The organism is uncultured Legionella sp. (assembly GCF_937871865.1).
GTDB lineage: Bacteria > Pseudomonadota > Gammaproteobacteria > Legionellales > Legionellaceae > Legionella.
In genome coordinates this window covers 14,611-32,752 of sequence record NZ_CALMPD010000024.1, presented here as the reverse complement: position 1 = coordinate 32,752, position 18,142 = coordinate 14,611, and the positions used below count along the sequence as shown (strand labels likewise).

Sequence of the window (18,142 nt, the reverse complement as noted above, 5' to 3'; positions counted from 1 at the left end):
TGTTTCTTATGAGTATAACTGTCTTCTATCGTTTTAGTGATGGTTTCACGGTAAGCAACCTGTGGTTGGCCTACAATTAATTCAACGTCATAAGTACGCTTCAGGATATCTACTTTAATATCCAGGTGTAATTCACCCATACCGCGAAGAATAGTTTCACCTGAATCTTCATCAGTTTCAACTCTGAATGTAGGATCTTCTGCTACCATCTTACCAATGGCAATAGCCATTTTCTCAGTAGAACCTTTATCTTTTGGCGAAACAGCAATAGAGATAACCGGCTCAGGGAAAACCATCGCTTCAAGCGTACACTCATGATCTGGACTGCAAAGAGTGTGACCAGTTCGAACGTTTTTCATGCCCACAATAGCAATAATGTCGCCGGCTTGAGCACTTTGTAACTCAATACGATCATTCGCGTGCATCTCAACCATACGGCCAACACGTTCAGTTTTTCCGGTGAAGGAATTAAGAATGGTATCACCTTTGTTCAGTCTTCCTGAGTAGATACGTACGAAAGTCAAAGCACCAAAACGGTCATCCATAATTTTGAATGCCAAAGCACGAAATGGTTCATTAGGAGATACAATAGCAAATTCACCGTTTGGCTGACCTTCTGCATCTGTCAAAGGCTGAGGATTCACTTCTTGAGGAGCGGGCAGATAGTCTACTACTGCATCAAGTAGCAATTGCATTCCTTTATTTTTAAAGGCTGAACCACAATAAGTTGGGAAGAATGCTAATTCAAGAGTACCTTTACGAATGCAGCGTTTAATATCTTCAATTGAAGGCTCTTCTCCATCCAGATAAGCCATCAACAACTCATCATCCATCTCAAGAGCCATTTCAATCAATTGAGCACGATACATTTCAACGTCATCATGCATGTTTGCTGGAACGTCAGTAACGCTGAAGTTTTCAGGTTGACCGCTCTCGTCCCAAACATAAGCTTTACGAGTTAATAAATCAACAACCCCTACAAATTCATCTTCAGCACCGATAGGTAAAGTCATAATTAATGGATCAGCACCCAATACTTTTTTAACCTGATCTGTTACTTTTAAGAAGTTAGCGCCAATACGGTCAAGTTTGTTTACAAAAATCAAACGAGATACTTTAGAATTGTTCGCATAACGCCAGTTGGTTTCAGACTGAGGCTCAACACCGCCAGAACCACAGAACACACCGATACCGCCATCAAGTACTTTCAGTGAGCGATATACTTCTACAGTGAAGTCTACGTGTCCTGGGGTATCGATTACGTTGAAACGCGTACCTTTCCAGAAACAGCTTACTGCTGCTGACTGGATAGTAATACCACGCTCAGCTTCCTGTTCCATGAAGTCAGTTGTTGATGTACCATCGTGAGTCTCGCCTGATTTGTGTATCTTGCCAGTGAGCTTCAGAATACGCTCAGTAGTGGTGGTTTTTCCGGCATCAACGTGGGCGAAGATACCAATATTTCTATATAGGTCTAAATCATTATCAGCAGCCATAGTACTCTCATAAACTTAATAGGGATTAAAGTAGGCATGTAATATACAGTATTTTATCTGAATTTGCAGTAGTTCCATGTATCGAAATAGCAAAATAAGTCTGTACGCCAATCAATAAGCAATAATTGACTGTTATTTGCTTCATCAATCTACTTCGGTTCAAGGCTAGCTCCTTCAACCTCCATAAGTAGTTAGCTCAGTGTATTTGAACCATCAATCCGTCCGACTGAAGTGTTTTAGCAAAATCAAGGTCTTTTATCGCTAAAAATTACAGTATAGGTTGCTCCTGTTGACTGAGACGTTACCTGACAACCATTAGGTTTGGGATCCATTTCATTTCCGGACTTACACGATCCTTGCGGCATTGGTCCTGGAGTCAAACCATATCCAGGACAATTCTGAGTATTTTTTTGAGGCTCACCAGCCCAAGCTGGTGGAATACCAATACCATCAACACAACGTGAGCATCCGGGAGGATAAACTCCGTAGGTATTCTTAATGACGTTAAGATTTGATGAGTTCAGAATTATAGGCTTGTTGCTCGTATCAGCCTGGATGGTCATATTAAGATTTTGACCATTAACCAAACTCACATCATAACTATCGAGATTTTCATCATCTAAAGTGAATTCTGCTAATGTTGTATTGCATGGACCTTGAGGAAAATGATTTTCTTCTGCTGATATGGAAACAATCAATTTTCAGGGATTAAGGTGTGTTTCGCTTGCACCTATAGCTATATTGACACTAGTATTTTTTGCCAAGGCAAAATGACATGTATGATCATTGCCCTGACCACTAAATGGATTATCAGGAAATTGGCACCCAATTGCATTTTTGTAATAAGCTTGGGTCTCTGGTGATAATGTCTGCTTATTACCTTGCTCAAGTTGTAAATAAACCACTTGATCTTTTGATGTATTATTAGTCACGATAATTGTATTGCTTCTTTCAGCTGCATGGCCGTTACTGATAAAGAAAAAAGGCAACAAAAGGCAGCGTCAACTAAACTATTGATCTAAACTGTATTTTATTTGTAGGACGCTCTGGATGCTAGAAAGGAAACCGAAAAGATATCGTTACCCATTGGAGTTAATCAGCATTGCAGTACGGAGTTATCATCGGTTTAATGACAGTTACCGCGATGTTTCAGAGTGCTTGCTGTATCGAGGTATTGATGTGAGTTATGAGACAATACGGGTAGAAAATGCCCATCAGTCCACCCGCAGAAAAGAATAATGGCTCTTTTGTGTAGCTGTTGTTGCTCATCATTACTCCACGTTACTGGGATTATACCCTTTTAAACAAGGTGTCCTCTATATCGAGGGAGGTTAAGTAACGTATTGGTTAAAAACCAAGATATCAATTAACACCATTGATTTCGAACAGTTATTTTTAAATAATAAATTATCTCACACGAAACAAATTACATTTGAATATTCTGAAGAAACAATTCAAAATAAAAATTTAATTGATTGTCCGGTGTGGCAATAAAGAATAACAAGCCAATAACAAAGAGAGTTAAAATGTCTATATGGTTTAATAAACAGATTACTGTAGAAGAGTTGAATGTGCGCGGCAAAAATACTATGTCTGAATTTCTTGGTATCGAGTTTACAGAGATAGGGGATGATTTTTTAACAGCCACCATGCCTGTCAATGAACGAACAAAACAACCTATAGGTATTCTTCATGGCGGTGCTAACGTCGTATTAGCAGAAACAATAGCGAGCACTGCTGCTAACGCGGTTGTTGATTTAAGCGAATTTTACTGTGTTGGCCTGGAAATAAACGCCAATCATATACGTTCAGTGAGAGATGGTCTTGTTACAGCCATAACAAAACCAATACACATCGGACGTACCACACAAATATGGGAGATTTATCATTTTAATGAGGAAGGTAAAAAAACCTGTATATCAAGAATGACCGCATCGGTTTTAAGTAGATAAAAGTGTTTTTCAAATCAATATTATCCCTCATCATCCACAGATGAGGGCTTATTTTCAGGAAAGTTCCCTACCCAGAACACACACATGTGCATCCTATAGAGATACCAAACCACATTGCAACAGAGTCCCCTTATTTCCCAGTACCGCCCACCAGCAGTGGTACTGATAATTTTTATAAAACCTGTCCTATAATGTAAATATTACATTTTAAGGGGTTCCTGTGAGAAAGTGTCTAATCCTTATAATTTGTATTTTTACCTTACCTTTCACTGTTTATAGTTATGGACAAGAACTAAAAGTAGGAATTTCCCACTTTGATCCTCCTTTTGTGATGCAAATAACTCCCCAACACTTCACTGGTTTTGATATATCCATGGCAGGATACATATGCAAAAAATTAAATTATGAATGTACATTAACGGCCATGCCCTGGGATGATCTTATTGCAGCAGTTGCAAATAAAAAGATAGATATAGCAGTAAGTGGCTTAAGCATGCCTGATGAAACTTCTTCAGAAGTAGCCTATTCACTTCCCTATTTAATTATAAAAATTCATGTTATAGGACTAAAAAATAATACAAACGCTCAGTTTAATTTGGAGCAACTAAATAATACAAATATAGGCACTTCTGATAAAAACTATTTCGAGCAATTTCAGAAATTAAAATTCAAAAACACTAAATTTATTTTTTACGATCAGGATGATGCATTAATTAATGCGTTAAAAAAGGGCAAAATAAACTATGCATTGACTGATTCATATAGCGCAGGTTATTGGAACGTCAACTCATCCAATACCATTGCTGATTTAGGGCCTATTAATGATATTGAATATCATGGTGTTATTGCCATTAATCCAACTAACCCTATGCTACAGAGCAATATTAATAAGGCATTAATCAACTATTTAAAAAGTCAGGAGTTTTTATCCAATTATCGAAATAATTTACTTCATCTACAATGAACGGTATACAAGAAGTTCAAGCATATTTAATGTTGATTTACCTTACTGTTCTCCGTGTTTCAAAGCCCTCATTAATTCCAATATTGCATTCATATACCTACTAAAAATGGAAAGAACTCATCCTTAATTATGACAACATGACCTATCCTCAACGCCAAGCTTATTGTATCGGCCAAACTTTGTTGGCCAATAGGAATAATACGGAAGCCTGGCTGCATTTGGCACATGTATTTTTTTCTACAAAAATAGAAATTACGGATCTTCCGCACGAGTTAAAAAAAGACTTTGAAAACAAATTAAGCACTCTCAATCGAGGTCAATGCACACTTTATTGTTGCGACCAGGTACTAAAAGGTAAATCAACTCCTAAATTTGTGGAAATCGCCAGTAATTTAATTGCAGCTACCCTAAAAACTATGGGAGCAAATGCCACGAATGACTTAAGCCGACGAATTGGCGGTGTGGGAATAAGCACCAACGGGCAAAGAGTGAGCAGCATTCCGACACTAAACGTAAGACCGATAATACTAGAACGTATAGATGCCAGCCCCCACCCTTTTCCCCCTCTAATGCCTTCAGTAGAAAAAAATGGGATCACAAATGACACGGTTACTAATTTAACATTGGTATTACAAAAGCTGGATGCTCGTTTGAAGCTTACTACCCAAAAACAAAAACCAAATGAATATTTGGATACTATCTTTAGTGCACAATCCAATCTGACAATTAATGAAATAAAAGCAGTAATTAATGATGCCGATTGCCTTGTAAATATGGTCAATAAAATATCACGGAAAACAGTGCGCCTTCCATTTATCTATGCTCTTTTTAATGATCCTAATCATGAAAGTATACGTAACCCCTTCAGAAGACCCACTGATGAACCATTTTTAAAGAGGACAATAAAAACTAAAGATGATTTTGAAAAAATTGCCTCCTTAATGCCAAAAGACACCGTAAGTTACCAGATGCAAACACGCTTTAGGAAATATATAAAGACATCACCTCATATAAGAAGTTTATATGAATCAACTACCAACATCCCATCGGCCTTGGTTCAACATGCTACACCAATGATTCAAAAAAATATTCCACCGATTCAACCGCCTCTATTACAACGTAGCATTTTTTCTCTGCGTCCTATTCTCAATCAAGGCAACTCAAATTCGTTATTAACTCCTCTTACAATGGAATCCAGATTAATCAACACATCAGCCCCAACTCCAATTATGAGACAATGCAATCTGTCAACGAAACCTCATCCTTTGTTTCCTGGCCGTTTATTTCCTCCTGCCAATATAAATGCCCCTTTACCGAGTAAAGGTCGCACGAAAACCAATATTGAGCCAATCAATGCAATTATTGATCTTATGGATGAAGAATTAAAGCAAATTGATAATATGGAAATAGAAACGCCGGCAATTGAGCTGAGAACAAAAAGAGCCTTAGAAAACAAAGACGAAGACGATGAGAAATGCTCAGCAGCTAAAAGGCCCAGAATATAGTATATCGTACCGAATTATCGTGGCTTGGCCACGGTATCCAGCAATCGTACCCCCATTAATTCAGTGCAGCCATTTAGCCTCCCCTTATTGAGGATACACTAAGGTATTAGGTCACCTTTCATTCAATTACTTGTCGCCTTCTGGTTATAGAGTTATTATAGTGGTTTATCGATGCATTCAAAATTGTTAATGCATTACAGAACGAACCAAACGATGTATTTCACTTATAATTACAAACAGCCTGACGAATATCATTTTAGTCTTGATTCAATTCACCTGGCCCGATTTGTTGCAACTCAATTAGAGTCCCATACTGATCTTGATTCATTACGAGTATTAGATCTCTGTGCTGGCTGCGGTGTCATAGGGATTGAGCTATCATGGCACCTTCGAGCAATACGGCAAATTAAGTTTGTTGAAATTCAGGATATATATACTGAATATTTTTATCAAAATATAACTAACGTCAACCGACCAGAATTACAATGCCATTGGCATCTTTTAAATTATAATGAATTGCATGGAAGTAAATGGGGAGGAAAATTTGATCTGATTGTCAGTAATCCCCCATATTTTCTCGAAGGTCACGGAATGCTTTCCCCCTCTGCATTCAAAAATCGTTGCAGATTTTATTTAGACAGCTCCTTCCAAGACTTCATCCTGGCCCTAGAAAACTCTCTTGCAAACAAAGGAAAAGCTTATTTCTTACTACGCCCCCTAAATCATCATGGTTTTGATTTATTTTTTGATATACAACAAATATTGCAGAACACATCGGTAACAGCAAAAAAAATTACCCATATCCGCGGTTCAGATGTTATCTTATTAGAGAAGGTAGAGTAACAACCCGTTAATAAACAAGCAGCGCCACCAGCTAAAAACATCTCCCTTTCGAAGCCCGTTTGTCCTCTCTCCCCATTGGGGGAGAGAGTTAGAAAATATGTAGTACAAAACGTCGCTTAAGGCCTACAGAGAATCAACAGCAAAACGCAAGTCATTACATGCAAATCAATATTCGAATATCAACAATCCCTCTATATCTCTAGCCACTATAAGAGATTTCTTACATGATATAGAAGGATTATCTTTATGCTTTATTTAAGCGCTTTTGCTATATTTAAAGTGAGTAATGACAATGGACGTCTTAAAAGGACTTTTGTCTGGTATCAAGGATGATACCTTCCACAAGGATGTGGAAGACTACTCGAAAAAATTCATGACTCATTAATGCATTATGCAGTGATGAGTCTCCCCTTTCTACTAGCCTCCCCTAAAGAACTATTTACACCATAAGTATTTATAAGCGCATTGCTAAAAGTTCACTCACTCACTTTAGTGCCGGAATTTATTGTATATCCCCGATGTATTCACAGAGATATCCACAGAAAATGTGGATAAATACAGCTGTCGTAAATAAGCAAGAAAAAGAGTTAGTTCTTGTTTTATAAGGGTTTTATTGTTTTAAAGATAATGGAGGCAAAGGAAGAGCAAGATGGTGTTAAAAATTTTATCCACAAGCATACAGCGATTTTCTATGGAAATGGGAGTTGTATGGTAACAATAAAAATTTTGAAAAAACAGTCTTGACTGGCACATTTTTTGAAAAATAATAAATTTTGCATCACCTCCTCTATACCGTTGAAAGAAAAAAAGATTGATATTCAAGCTTTAGAACAACAGGATTTTACCCAGCTTGGCTTTGAGCATGAACTGAATGACGATTTAACCGAAAATGAACAAGTCATCCCAAATAAATGTAAGCTCAATAATTCTCACAAAAAATAGCGCGAACATCTAAATTTTAAATGGAAAAATCAATAATCCCTATTTTAACAAACAAGATTAAGTTATTTCACATATAAAATTAGCATTTCATTATAATATCCAGCAAAATACGCCTCATTTTGTAATGACCAATAATAATTAATGAACCAATTTAAATTTTTAACGCAAGATTGTTTTGTATATCAGCTCAAAATATTAGAGTTGACAGCTGGATTAGTTCAAAGTGACATGACTTATCTTGAATCAAAAGAAACGCTGACGTTAGATGAGAAAAAGCAGCTGAAATGGTGTGAGGAAAGCTGGAATCTCTTAATTGATACAACTTTTCTACAGATATATGCAAAACTTGAAGAGTTGCTCTACCATGAATGTGAACATCAACTAATAAAAAAAAAGGCGAGCATATCACGATTTGAGACTCCTCTGCTTGAGCTAGGCTATCGTCTGAATAATGAACATTGGGTGGCTTTAATTAATATGTCTAAAATTCGTAATTGCCTTTTGCATGGAAATGGCAGGTTAGATTTAGATCAATACGGGCAAGATACCAAAGAAACTATACACACAATTAATTCGGATGCGTGCACAGATCTGATTGAAATCATAAAATTTAATCCCCATCATAGCGATTCATATAAAATTAGACTCAATTATCAATTTATCCTTTATTGCCTTGAAAAGATAAAAAATTTTATTGATGCCCAACCATAAAACAAGTGCCTTCATCAAGATCATTGATGAAATGAACTATAATTAATATTCAAGCAAGAGCAAATAGTGTTACGTTTCATTGCGATCCTATAATAATATTATCAGGTATCAACTAAAAAGATTTAATTTACCCTAGACATGGATAATCATGAAAAAATTACTCTTATCTTCAATTGTACTCATTTCCACTTGTTTATTAACTGGGTGCTGGACTGTACAAAAAGGACAGAAATCAGGAATTATTGTAAAAGTAGCTAAAGAAGGCAAATTTTGGGGGACCTACGAAGGGGAGATCATTCTAGGCGGCCTGGAAAATGCCAGTGGTGTTAGTGGGCGAGCATTCTTTTTTACCTTAGGTCAATTTAAATCAGAACTGGTAAAACAAGCGGAATATGCAATGCAAAACAACAAACACGTAATTATTAGTTATCATTGTGACGCATATACCATGCCCTGGAGCGGTGAAACCAAATGCTTTGTAAATAAAATTAATATACTCCAGGACAAATAAAAGAAGTTGTTCTGTAATGGCATTAATTTAAGTAATTTGTGCTTATACGCCCTCATGCTCACTGCCATTTTGACCATCATCTTGCAGAGCTCCTGGATTCAGGAGCTCCTTCGCTATACCTTAGTATCCTGCCAACACTATGTATAATTACCTAACAGATTAACTTCCTCTTTGAATTTGGAATAAGATTAAGAGCCTATTCACAGACTTATCCACAGAAAATGTGGATAAATAATTAATATCAAAGAAGAGCATAAAACGAAGATAAGTCATATACATCAAGAGGTTATCAATTTTAATTGAGTTTTAATTTATAGTGAGAGTCAGGGAGGTAAAAAAAATATCCACAAGAGAAAGAACGTACCTAGGTTTAGGTCGATAGACATCGTAACAACAAAAAAAATAAAAAAACAGTCTTGACTAAGGTTATTTTACTAAATTTTTATCATAAATATTATCCTGCTTCATTATTTCCAGACAAATAGAAATTGTGCCTGACTTGTAGAGAACACATAAAAAAAATCAGGTTATTAAAAAATCTTGTAAGCAATTGATAAATTGATAAAATGAGCAGTCTTTTAAAATGAGAACTCTAAAATGATACGGATATTATGCAGCCTAATTCTCTTTCTGCATTGCTTGCAGACTTATGCTCAATCACAACAATTTTTCCATGAAGTAGCCCCCAATAAAATCGCGACGTTGGGAAAGCCTGATATTAATGCCAATCATTATCGCGTGATTCAGATTGATATGAACCAGCTTAGGCATTTATTAAAAAATGTTTCCAAGAAAGATAATTTAAAAAGTGGAGCTCCAACAACTATTGCGCTTCCATTCCCTGATGGAAGTCTTCATCACTACAAGATCGTTCAAAATAACACGATGCATCCTGATCTAGCGGCTAAATTTCCAGAAATCAGAACCTATGATGCTTATGGAATCACTAACTCTAATGAATTTGTAAAGTTGGATACGACTCATCGTGGCTTTCATGCCATGATTATGAGGCCAGGCAAGAGCCCTATTTACATAGACCCATTTAAAAGAAATAACACTCAGTATCACATTGTTTACAATCAAAAGGATTTTTATACGGATAAAAAATTAAAATGTGGTGTTGCGACTAGTTCAGCTCATGTAAAACCCATTGAACAATTAAATCAATTTGCAAATTTTAATACTTGCCAATCAAGACAATACCGCTTGGCGATGGCAGCAACAATAGAATACACCCAAGCTGTCGGTGGAACTAAAGCTGATGCCGTTGCGGCTCAAACGGTCACAGTAAATCGAGTGAACGGAATTTATGAAACGAATTTAGCCGTCACCTTGCAATTAATTAGCAATAATGAAGAACTCATCTACGTAAACCCGCCACAACCCTATACAAGTGGTGAGCCTCCATTGCTGATTATAGAAAATCAAACCAATATTGATTCAATCATTGGCTCGGATAATTACGACATTGGTCATCTTGTTGACGCAGCAGGCAGTGGACTTGCGGCACTAAGAAGTGTGTGTGATTTTTACGAAAAAGCAATGGGAGTGACAGGAAAGGACGATCCCCAGGGAGACCCGTTTGATGTAGATTATGTCGCTCATGAAATAGGACATCAATTTGGAGCCAATCATACTCAAAATAACCGCTGCCAACGCAACCCTCCCACAGCTGTAGAACCAGGAAGTGGCAGTACCATCATGGGATATGCGGGAATTTGCCCTCCTAATGTGCAAAATAATTCAGATCCCTATTTTCATGGAGTTAGCTTGCAGGAAATGGGCGCATTTATTTCAAGTGCAGAACATACGTGCCCAATCACAGCTCCTATAGCCTCCGCTCCTGTCATTACTCCAGATACAAAAATAATAAGTATTCCAGCAAATACTCCATTTGCAGTAACGGGTGTTGCACGATCTGATGCTCCAGGAGCGCAACTGACTTATGCCTGGGAGCAGATAGACAATGAAATTAGTCCTCAACCTCCTGTAAGTACCTCTCTTGGGGGACCTAATTTTCGCAGCATGCCTCCAAGTCTCAATGCAACTCGTTTTTTACCTGCCTTACAGGCTTTGGCAAATGACGGACCTTTTACCTGGGAGGTACTGCCCTCGGTATCTCGCGCCCTGAATTTTAGAGTTTCAGTACGAAATAATACTCCCGGTGGCTCCTGTAATGCCTATAGTGATGTCTCTCTAAGAACAGAAGCAACCGCTGGACCTTTTGTTATCACATACCCAAACAGAGCGAATATTAATTGGATTGGAGGTTCTTCAACTCCTATTACCTGGAATACGGCAAACACGAACTATAGACCAGTTAACGCCCAATTTGTTGATATATTTATGTCCACAGACGGTGGCCTTACATTCCCATTCAATATTTTAAGTCACGTTGAGAATAATGGCCGGCAGCAAATTTGTGTGCCCAATTTTAATACATCCACTGCACGTATTATGGTAAGAGCAGAAAATGGCAGCTTTTTTAATGTATCCAGAATAAATACATCTATCACTCCCACTGTTCCAAAGGCACCAGTACTACTCCAGGCTAACCGTAACCCGATGAGAACTACAGAAGCTTATGTTAACTACGGTGATTGCATCCCTTTATCCGAAGACACTTATACAGTGAATGGTTTAAATAATGTAACCATTCGGCTTGATAACAAAAACAATCGATTCATTATAGGAAATATTACAACTCCGAGGAAAACACTGATTTCTATTACAGCAACTGATGCTAATAATGTTAATAGAACATCCAACTCAATCGTACTTCCAAGTATTTTAAAATAGAGGTTGCCATGAATAGATATTTAATACTGATGTGTGCTGCATTATTTCCCCTTAATTCTAATGCAAGCTGGTATGGAGGAATTAATCTTGGAGTTAATTCGGTTGATATAAAAAAAGAGTTACTCTACCCGATAGATGATCTTTTACCGGCAACAGCGACCTATAGAACGAATTATACTAATGGCCATGGACAAATTTCATTGGGGTATGAGTTCCAGCTAAATGATAAGATTGGCACCGCAATTGAAACCAATGCTGATGCTTTTGTTGGTCAATCAAAACATAGAATAAATAATTGGTTTATCACTGATAATGCACTTGCTGAAGAGCGTCTCGAATACGGCGCATCTGTATTTTTATTACCATCGTACCAATTTAATAGCCATACTAAATTTTTTATTGGACCAGGAATCTCAGCCAGTAAATTTGCTATAAAATCAGGGTACACAGCAGGAAATATTGGGGTAACTGGCTCATTTAACAAATGGCTTACCGGTGGTAGTTTGAAAACAGGAATGTCAACCCAAATAAGTGAACATATAGAAGCGACGCTAAGTTATCAATACACTGTTTATAACAGCGTAACATGGGAACATGTTGAACCTCTGTCAGAAGAATCACTTCGAGGACAATATAGACCGTATGTGAATACGGCAATGATTGGCATAAAAATAAAACTTCCTGAATCGAAAAACTTAGGCAAATAATAAGGATGGCAAGACCCATGGGCTTGTTATAAAAAACGGCAATGATATTTTTATACTGGGCGGCTGTGTTGCAAATTCACCAGCATAAACAATTACCACTCCCTGAGAAGGGTTTCTGCCCCATGTGTTATCAATGCATGGGTTTGGAGAGCCTAGTTTAATACAGCAGCATCTAGAGCATTTGCCTACGATTCTGCTCAGTCTATAAACGAACCATTCAGGGAACCCAATGGATTGAATAAATTTCAATGATATACGGCTTATCAGCATCTCGGAACGTTCTTTTAAGGTATTTTAAACTGTGATAGAACAGCTGCAACCTCTTTTTCAAGCGTACTCATCAAAACCCTGGTTGACACTGAACGGCTCAGACGAATGCCCTGTCCACTCCACAAACCTGAATAGTCAACATTAGCTGTTGTGTTTGCATGACGCCTAAGCTCTTTGGTTAGCTGATGCTGTAATGGATATGGAAGCAATTCATTATTATGAAATTGTTGTTCCGTCATAAAAACAAACTCATTCTTAAAACAACGGACAGGTTTCCCAGTAAACACCGAGGTGATACAAGTGCTGTCTTCGTGGCCTTCTAAAATCTTTTGTTGATGCATAGATGATGTATTGCTTTCATCACAGGTTAAAAATGCAGTTCCCATTTGAACCGCACTAGCACCAAGGACTAAGGCAGCAACCAGTCCTCGTCCATCCATAATGCCACCACTTGCGATAACAGGAACAGTCAGGGCATCCACCATTTGGGGTACAAGCGCCATGGTTCCAATTAACTCCCCAGGATTGCCTTCTAAAAAATCGCCTCCACGATGTCCTCCTGCTTCAGCTCCTTGAGCAATTACAGCATCGCATCCTGCGCTTTCAAGTGCCAAACCTTCTGCAACAGTAGTAGCTGTTCCCATAACAAATATATGATTTCTTTTCAGTAGACTCATTAAATGGGAATTTAAAATACCGAAAGTAAAGCTTAATGCCGATATTCCTTCACCGATGATCATCTCAACTAATTCATTAGTATCCGGCTCAACCCATATCGGAATTTCAGAATAGATATTCAGTCCAACTCGTGCGCGATGCACATTAATATAGTCAAATATTTTTCGAAATTGTGTTTCTTGTATTCGATTACTTTTACTGTCTGGAATAAATATATTCACTGCAAATGGTGCAGAAATTAATGTTTTTATTTCGCGAATTGCCTTTTGAGACTCTGCTATGGACAAATACCCTAAAGGTAATGAACCAAGCCCCCCATTTAGTGTCACTTCAGAGATTAATGATGGAGTGACAATCCCTCCGGCCATAGGTGCCTGGATGATCGGCAGTCTGATATTCAATTGATTACAAAAATACTCAACAGCAGAATGAAACATAGTCGCCTCAGACTATAAAATAAAAACAGCATCAATTAAAAACGGGAAACAATTTGTTTTTTTAATTGATTACTGGCAAAAAATAATGCATAGCTCACTAATGATTTAAACACAGTCCTCCATGGACCTTTATAAATTTTATAGCTAATAACAAGCATGCAAACACCAGCAGCTAATAATAAACGAGGATCAGAAAATACAGTCCAGACTTGCTCTTTATAGGCTATATATTGATGATGCTCATTTTTTAATTGCTTGTCTACTAACTCTATTTGTTCTATCAGCAACTTTCTTTGGTTCATTCTCTTCATTGCATCCTTTATCAGAGAAATACGCACGAGTTTTTTCAAAACTCATATTTTTTAAATTGTATTTCATCAATTGATGTAAAAAATACAGCAGGATTAAATTCAATAAAACAACAGATACCGTAGCCATAATCAAACTGCTGGTTAGCGTAAACATTAAATAGCCCCAAAGCATCATGGTTGCAAGCCAAGTGGTAAAAACAATAACAAACATCGTCACCATAGTGAATATCAAGGGAATGATACTTAACCGCGCGAGGCTTGTTTCCAGTATCAAAAGCGAAATGAATAATTTCATACTCTTGGTTTTACTGGAAATAAGCCCTTCCACCTCTTCAAGAATATTCATTTATTTTTTTAACAAAGATGAAATAAGAAAACCAATCCCACCTGCGATTAACAAGGAAGTAATAGGATTTTCCTTTACTTTTTGTGTTAATTCATCTGAATATTCTTTAAGATGATCCTGTGTTTCACCAACTTTTTTCAAATTATCTTCGTAAAGCTCATGAGCTAATTTTTTGCCTTCATTGAGGAGTTGATTAGCAGCTCCGGTAATATCAGCTTTCCCCTCTGAAATGGCATGTCTGGCTTTCTTTTTTAAATCTTCCATATCAAATCTCCTTTTCGCGTCAAGATACTTACTTAAGTTTTAAGTATAGACCTAATTTAACAATATGTTCTTTGACCAACAGATTTAACTAAAAAAATCCGTTCGACCTAGGCTAGTCAACGTAGCTATTTAATTGCCAGATTGGTATTTATCAAGGCCCCATAAGCTCTCAGCTTTTGATTAATATATTGACCATGGACACCGTGGTCGAGGCCACGGTGATTCGTATTCCAAGAAAAGAACTAGAGTTGCGTTATGATATTAATTTAAAATTGTGCTCTGATTTTTTTTATCACATAAAAAACCATAACGGCGAGGGCCCCAGAAAAAACGCCCACTAAAAAATTAAATCCTATCGCTCCAATTGAAGACAGATTTTCTGAGTAAACATGGGTAATTGGTATACCATGAGAAATAATACCACCGCCAACCAGGAACATAGCAATAGTGCCAGCAACTCCTAAAAATCGCATCAATATCGGTGCGGCGCCAATCAGCAGCATTCCAATATCTTTAATTGGACGTTTTTTCCCACGCAGAATAAAGCCCAGATCATCCAACTTCACAATACAAGCTACTAAACCATAAACCCCTATGGTCATAATTAAAGAAATCATGGCCAGTACAATGATTTGATTCAGCAGCGTGCTGGTAGCAACAACACCTAAAGAAATGACAATGATTTCCGCTGACAATACAAAATCAGTTCGCACAGCACCTTTAATTTTCTCTCGTTCAAATTGAACCATATCTACATGTTTTATATCTATTTTTTTTGTAGAGGGCTCCGTATCTTTATGTAACAACTTCTCAATAATTTTTTCAAAGCCTTCAAAACACAAATACAATCCACCTAACATTAATAAAATACTTACCAAGGGCGGCAAAAAATAGCTGATTAAGAGTGCCAATGGAATTAAAATTAATTTATTAACAGCAGATCCCTTTGCTACAGCCCAGACAACAGGTAATTCTCTGTTTGCATGAATACCGAGCACTTGCTCAGCATTAAGAGCTAAATCGTCCCCCAATACGCCTGCTGTTTTTTTGGTAGCTAATTTAGTCATCGCGGCCACATCATCCAGTGCTGAAGCAATATCATCGATCAACGCTAACAAACTTGTTCCAGCCATATTTGCTATATCCTTTAAATTAAATAGTCTGAGAAAACTAATACAATCCACCATCCCAAAGCTAACAAAAAAATAACCATATAACAAACCTAAGAGCTGATTCAATAATGCAAGATGAGAGTATGATAAGAAAAATGAAATTTATCTCTTAGTGAAGGGATAAAATCCTTTGAGATGGATAAGAAATTGGCTTATTGTAAAGCACATGAGATATCTTCTCTCATTAATTAAAGAAATTTCTTACATGAGTTTGCACCATATTCATGAAGACAATTTTTCCCTCTATGCTAAAGTTAACACAAGAGGAAGGACATTGGATGTTTTATACGGAATATTCAACGCATCAAGGACGATGCAATACCACAAGGATGTGGTTGGCCCTCCTCTGCCACTTCAAATCCAAATTTATTCCAATATCGAATCCATGATGTCTTATTTCAATTATCAATCCCCATTTGGCACTATGTTTAATCTCTGCACAATTCAATAACCTGCTGAATTTATAAGAAGACTAAGAGTCTATACACAGAGATATCCACAGAAAATGTGGATAAATTACTCTAACAAAATTAAGAAAAAAATAGGCGACAACCCTTATGGAATAAGGGAGAGTAAAATAATTTGATTATTAATTTAAATAGGATGTCAAGGAAGTTCGTGATAAATATCCACAAGACGAGGGATAATTAAAAGAGAGATTTTGGCAAGCATGATAACAACAAAAAAATAAAAAAAACAGTCTTGACTAAGCAAATTCAATCAAGTTTTTACAATTAAAATATTTTGTATTAATCACCATGAACCATTTATAGCACAATGAAATTAATCTAGACGGTATGAATTAATAAGGATGAACCAATTTAATTGAATGAAAGAAACTGCAATCCACTCATAATAATGCAGATGCCTATGAATATATAAATCAATCTTAAATTAAGATAAATTTGTGCTTTTTTAACCCCATGTTTTGCCATTATTCTTATTTGCTTCAATCGGTTCGTTGAAAAGACATTAAAGAAACCACCGAATCGTCTTCTGATTTTAAACCGTGAAGGAGTGTAGGTCTGAAAATAATCTGCACCATAATTAATTAATAATTGTTGTCCCGGAGCAATATCCTGAATAGCAATAAAAACAATGATTGAAATGCCATTGAAATAATAAATAAAGCTTTTTACATTGGCAATTAATCCTCGCGAAGACTCATGTCGTTCATTCTCGCTATCTGGCTCAGGAGCATGATTTATAAAGCGAGTTATATTTCCGTGACTTCTGGCATCAAGAAACATATTCAGGTAATCATTCTCTGGTTTAAAGACAAATCCCATGTATGGAGGGTTTCGATTTGTTTTTATTCCGGTATAAATACCCACAATATCACCAGCTTTAATAACCTTTCTGCTATAGACCCCCAAACCAATCAGGGGATCAATATAACGTATTTCGAAACGTGATAAATCACCTGGAGTTTCCAATAAGTCATAAAGATATTGCTGAGCAGTAAAAAGCTTATCCCCATCCACTGTTGATGGAAGAGTCTCAAAGCTAAATGAATCATTAATAATCAAATCTTCAGAAAACTTAAATTGAATCCTTAACATATCCCCTACTATAGAATTTAATTGCTCTAAAGAAATAGTATCTTCCGCAGTTTTATCGCTATTCATAGAAAAATATAAATCATCAACCTGCTTATTATAATGAAAGTGACCAGAAGGATTAATTTTAAAAATACAAAGACTTGGGTTATCAACATGCAATAGCGTGGCGTAAACGAAAACGGCAGCTCCAAATAACTCACGAACATTGTTATATTCATAATGATAGACATTATCCTTATGTGCCATAAATGGCTCTGATAACAAAGGATGGGTAAAATCTGATTGCAGCAAGAAGTGCTTCAGGTCTATTTCACGTCCATCGGGAAAAAAACACCAACCGTCCTTGAGATTAATTGTTACCTTAAGATCTTGGGAATTTTGATTATTATTAGTAAGTGTAATCGTACTCAATTGTTCTCCCTGAGTATCACTTTGAACCAATTAAATTATTAAAGCCAAGCGCCTGAAGTTGCATAGCCGTCAGACTGATGTACCACGCTATGCATATTTCGCTCGGCTGCATCCGGACTACTTTTGATTTTCTCTGCCTGAAATCCATTATGATGGATATCAAACACCCTCTTTATCATATAGTAGCGATTAATTTACTCTGAATACAACTGTATTGATTTAGCTGACGCAATTTTATAAGCCATCTGGAGTTCCCAAGCA

17 protein-coding genes and 1 pseudogene are annotated in these 18,142 nt (G+C 36.8%); 10 read left to right on the top strand and 8 right to left on the bottom strand.

Annotated features, from left to right (window positions below; all coding sequences use genetic code 11):
• From fusA to Q0495_RS01515, 3 genes are all read right to left on the bottom strand, one after another.
• Positions 1-1,496: elongation factor G (gene fusA / locus Q0495_RS01525; RefSeq protein ID WP_298622340.1), on the bottom strand; the 1,496-nt coding region annotated here is incomplete at its 3' end.
• Between the two features lie 245 nt (positions 1,497-1,741).
• Positions 1,742-2,194, bottom strand: coding sequence for a thaumatin family protein (locus tag Q0495_RS01520; RefSeq protein ID WP_298622339.1), 453 nt, complete (start codon positions 2,192-2,194; stop codon positions 1,742-1,744).
• Positions 2,195-2,197: 3 nt separating this feature from the next.
• Positions 2,198-2,428 (bottom strand): hypothetical protein, encoded by a 231-nt coding sequence (locus tag Q0495_RS01515; RefSeq protein WP_298622338.1) that lies wholly within the window; start codon positions 2,426-2,428, stop codon positions 2,198-2,200.
• A gap of 118 nt (positions 2,429-2,546) precedes the next feature.
• On the opposite strand from Q0495_RS01515, the pseudogene Q0495_RS01510 reads away from it, so the two are divergent.
• The 10 genes and pseudogenes from Q0495_RS01510 to Q0495_RS01465 all read left to right on the top strand — a co-directional run.
• A pseudogene (locus tag Q0495_RS01510) lies at positions 2,547-2,696 on the top strand (IS6 family transposase); the annotation flags it as partial.
• Between the two features lie 326 nt (positions 2,697-3,022).
• Positions 3,023-3,448: a hotdog fold thioesterase gene (locus Q0495_RS01505; RefSeq protein ID WP_298622337.1), complete on the top strand. Its 426-nt coding sequence runs from the start codon at positions 3,023-3,025 to the stop codon at positions 3,446-3,448.
• A 220-nt stretch (positions 3,449-3,668) separates the two neighbouring features.
• The gene (locus tag Q0495_RS01500) at positions 3,669-4,412 is read left to right on the top strand and encodes a transporter substrate-binding domain-containing protein (RefSeq protein ID WP_298622336.1); all 744 of its coding nucleotides are present in this window, start codon (positions 3,669-3,671) and stop codon (positions 4,410-4,412) included.
• Between the two features lie 137 nt (positions 4,413-4,549).
• Entirely contained in the window at positions 4,550-5,917 is a 1,368-nt protein-coding gene (locus Q0495_RS01495; RefSeq protein WP_298622334.1) for a hypothetical protein, read from the top strand.
• Between the two features lie 213 nt (positions 5,918-6,130).
• Positions 6,131-6,760, top strand: coding sequence for a methyltransferase (locus tag Q0495_RS01490; RefSeq protein WP_367274360.1), 630 nt, complete (start codon positions 6,131-6,133; stop codon positions 6,758-6,760).
• A gap of 756 nt (positions 6,761-7,516) precedes the next feature.
• On the top strand, positions 7,517-7,702 hold the full coding sequence (locus Q0495_RS01485) for a hypothetical protein (protein ID WP_298622331.1): 186 nt from the start codon (positions 7,517-7,519) through the stop codon (positions 7,700-7,702).
• Between the two features lie 141 nt (positions 7,703-7,843).
• Positions 7,844-8,413 carry a hypothetical protein gene (locus Q0495_RS01480; protein ID WP_298622329.1) on the top strand — a complete coding sequence of 190 codons (570 nt, stop codon included), beginning with the start codon at positions 7,844-7,846 and terminating at the stop codon, positions 8,411-8,413.
• Positions 8,414-8,561: 148 nt separating this feature from the next.
• The gene (locus Q0495_RS01475) at positions 8,562-8,924 is read left to right on the top strand and encodes a hypothetical protein (protein ID WP_298622327.1); all 363 of its coding nucleotides are present in this window, start codon (positions 8,562-8,564) and stop codon (positions 8,922-8,924) included.
• Positions 8,925-9,521: 597 nt separating this feature from the next.
• Positions 9,522-11,723 carry a reprolysin-like metallopeptidase gene (locus Q0495_RS01470; protein WP_298622325.1) on the top strand — a complete coding sequence of 734 codons (2,202 nt, stop codon included), beginning with the start codon at positions 9,522-9,524 and terminating at the stop codon, positions 11,721-11,723.
• A gap of 8 nt (positions 11,724-11,731) precedes the next feature.
• Entirely contained in the window at positions 11,732-12,430 is a 699-nt protein-coding gene (locus Q0495_RS01465; protein WP_298622323.1) for an outer membrane beta-barrel protein, read from the top strand.
• Positions 12,431-12,714: 284 nt separating this feature from the next.
• Here Q0495_RS01465 and Q0495_RS01460 read toward each other — a convergent pair whose 3' ends face one another.
• From Q0495_RS01460 to Q0495_RS01440, 5 genes are all read right to left on the bottom strand, one after another.
• Positions 12,715-13,815 (bottom strand): nitronate monooxygenase family protein, encoded by a 1,101-nt coding sequence (locus tag Q0495_RS01460; protein ID WP_298622321.1) that lies wholly within the window; start codon positions 13,813-13,815, stop codon positions 12,715-12,717.
• Between the two features lie 35 nt (positions 13,816-13,850).
• Complete coding sequence (locus tag Q0495_RS01455) at positions 13,851-14,117, bottom strand: hypothetical protein (RefSeq protein ID WP_298622319.1); 267 nt, start codon at positions 14,115-14,117, stop codon at positions 13,851-13,853.
• A gap of 355 nt (positions 14,118-14,472) precedes the next feature.
• Positions 14,473-14,736 (bottom strand): hypothetical protein, encoded by a 264-nt coding sequence (locus Q0495_RS01450; RefSeq protein WP_298622317.1) that lies wholly within the window; start codon positions 14,734-14,736, stop codon positions 14,473-14,475.
• A gap of 266 nt (positions 14,737-15,002) precedes the next feature.
• The gene (locus Q0495_RS01445; protein ID WP_298622315.1) at positions 15,003-15,869 is read right to left on the bottom strand and encodes a DUF808 domain-containing protein; all 867 of its coding nucleotides are present in this window, start codon (positions 15,867-15,869) and stop codon (positions 15,003-15,005) included.
• Positions 15,870-16,729: 860 nt separating this feature from the next.
• Complete coding sequence (locus Q0495_RS01440; protein WP_298622313.1) at positions 16,730-17,881, bottom strand: SET domain-containing protein-lysine N-methyltransferase; 1,152 nt, start codon at positions 17,879-17,881, stop codon at positions 16,730-16,732.
• Between the last annotated feature and the right edge of the window lie 261 nt (positions 17,882-18,142).

Coding starts and splice junctions, on each gene's coding strand:
- Q0495_RS01505 (WP_298622337.1), top strand. CDS start 3,023: ATGTCTATATGGTTTAATAAACAGATTACTGTAGAAGAGTTGAATGTG.
- Q0495_RS01495 (WP_298622334.1), top strand. CDS start 4,550: ATGACCTATCCTCAACGCCAAGCTTATTGTATCGGCCAAACTTTGTTG.
- Q0495_RS01490 (WP_367274360.1), top strand. CDS start 6,131: ATGTATTTCACTTATAATTACAAACAGCCTGACGAATATCATTTTAGT.
- Q0495_RS01480 (WP_298622329.1), top strand. CDS start 7,844: ATGAACCAATTTAAATTTTTAACGCAAGATTGTTTTGTATATCAGCTC.
- Q0495_RS01475 (WP_298622327.1), top strand. CDS start 8,562: ATGAAAAAATTACTCTTATCTTCAATTGTACTCATTTCCACTTGTTTA.
- Q0495_RS01470 (WP_298622325.1), top strand. CDS start 9,522: ATGATACGGATATTATGCAGCCTAATTCTCTTTCTGCATTGCTTGCAG.
- Q0495_RS01465 (WP_298622323.1), top strand. CDS start 11,732: ATGAATAGATATTTAATACTGATGTGTGCTGCATTATTTCCCCTTAAT.
- Q0495_RS01460 (WP_298622321.1), bottom strand. CDS start 13,815: ATGTTTCATTCTGCTGTTGAGTATTTTTGTAATCAATTGAATATCAGA.
- Q0495_RS01455 (WP_298622319.1), bottom strand. CDS start 14,117: ATGAACCAAAGAAAGTTGCTGATAGAACAAATAGAGTTAGTAGACAAG.
- Q0495_RS01450 (WP_298622317.1), bottom strand. CDS start 14,736: ATGGAAGATTTAAAAAAGAAAGCCAGACATGCCATTTCAGAGGGGAAA.
- Q0495_RS01445 (WP_298622315.1), bottom strand. CDS start 15,869: ATGGCTGGAACAAGTTTGTTAGCGTTGATCGATGATATTGCTTCAGCA.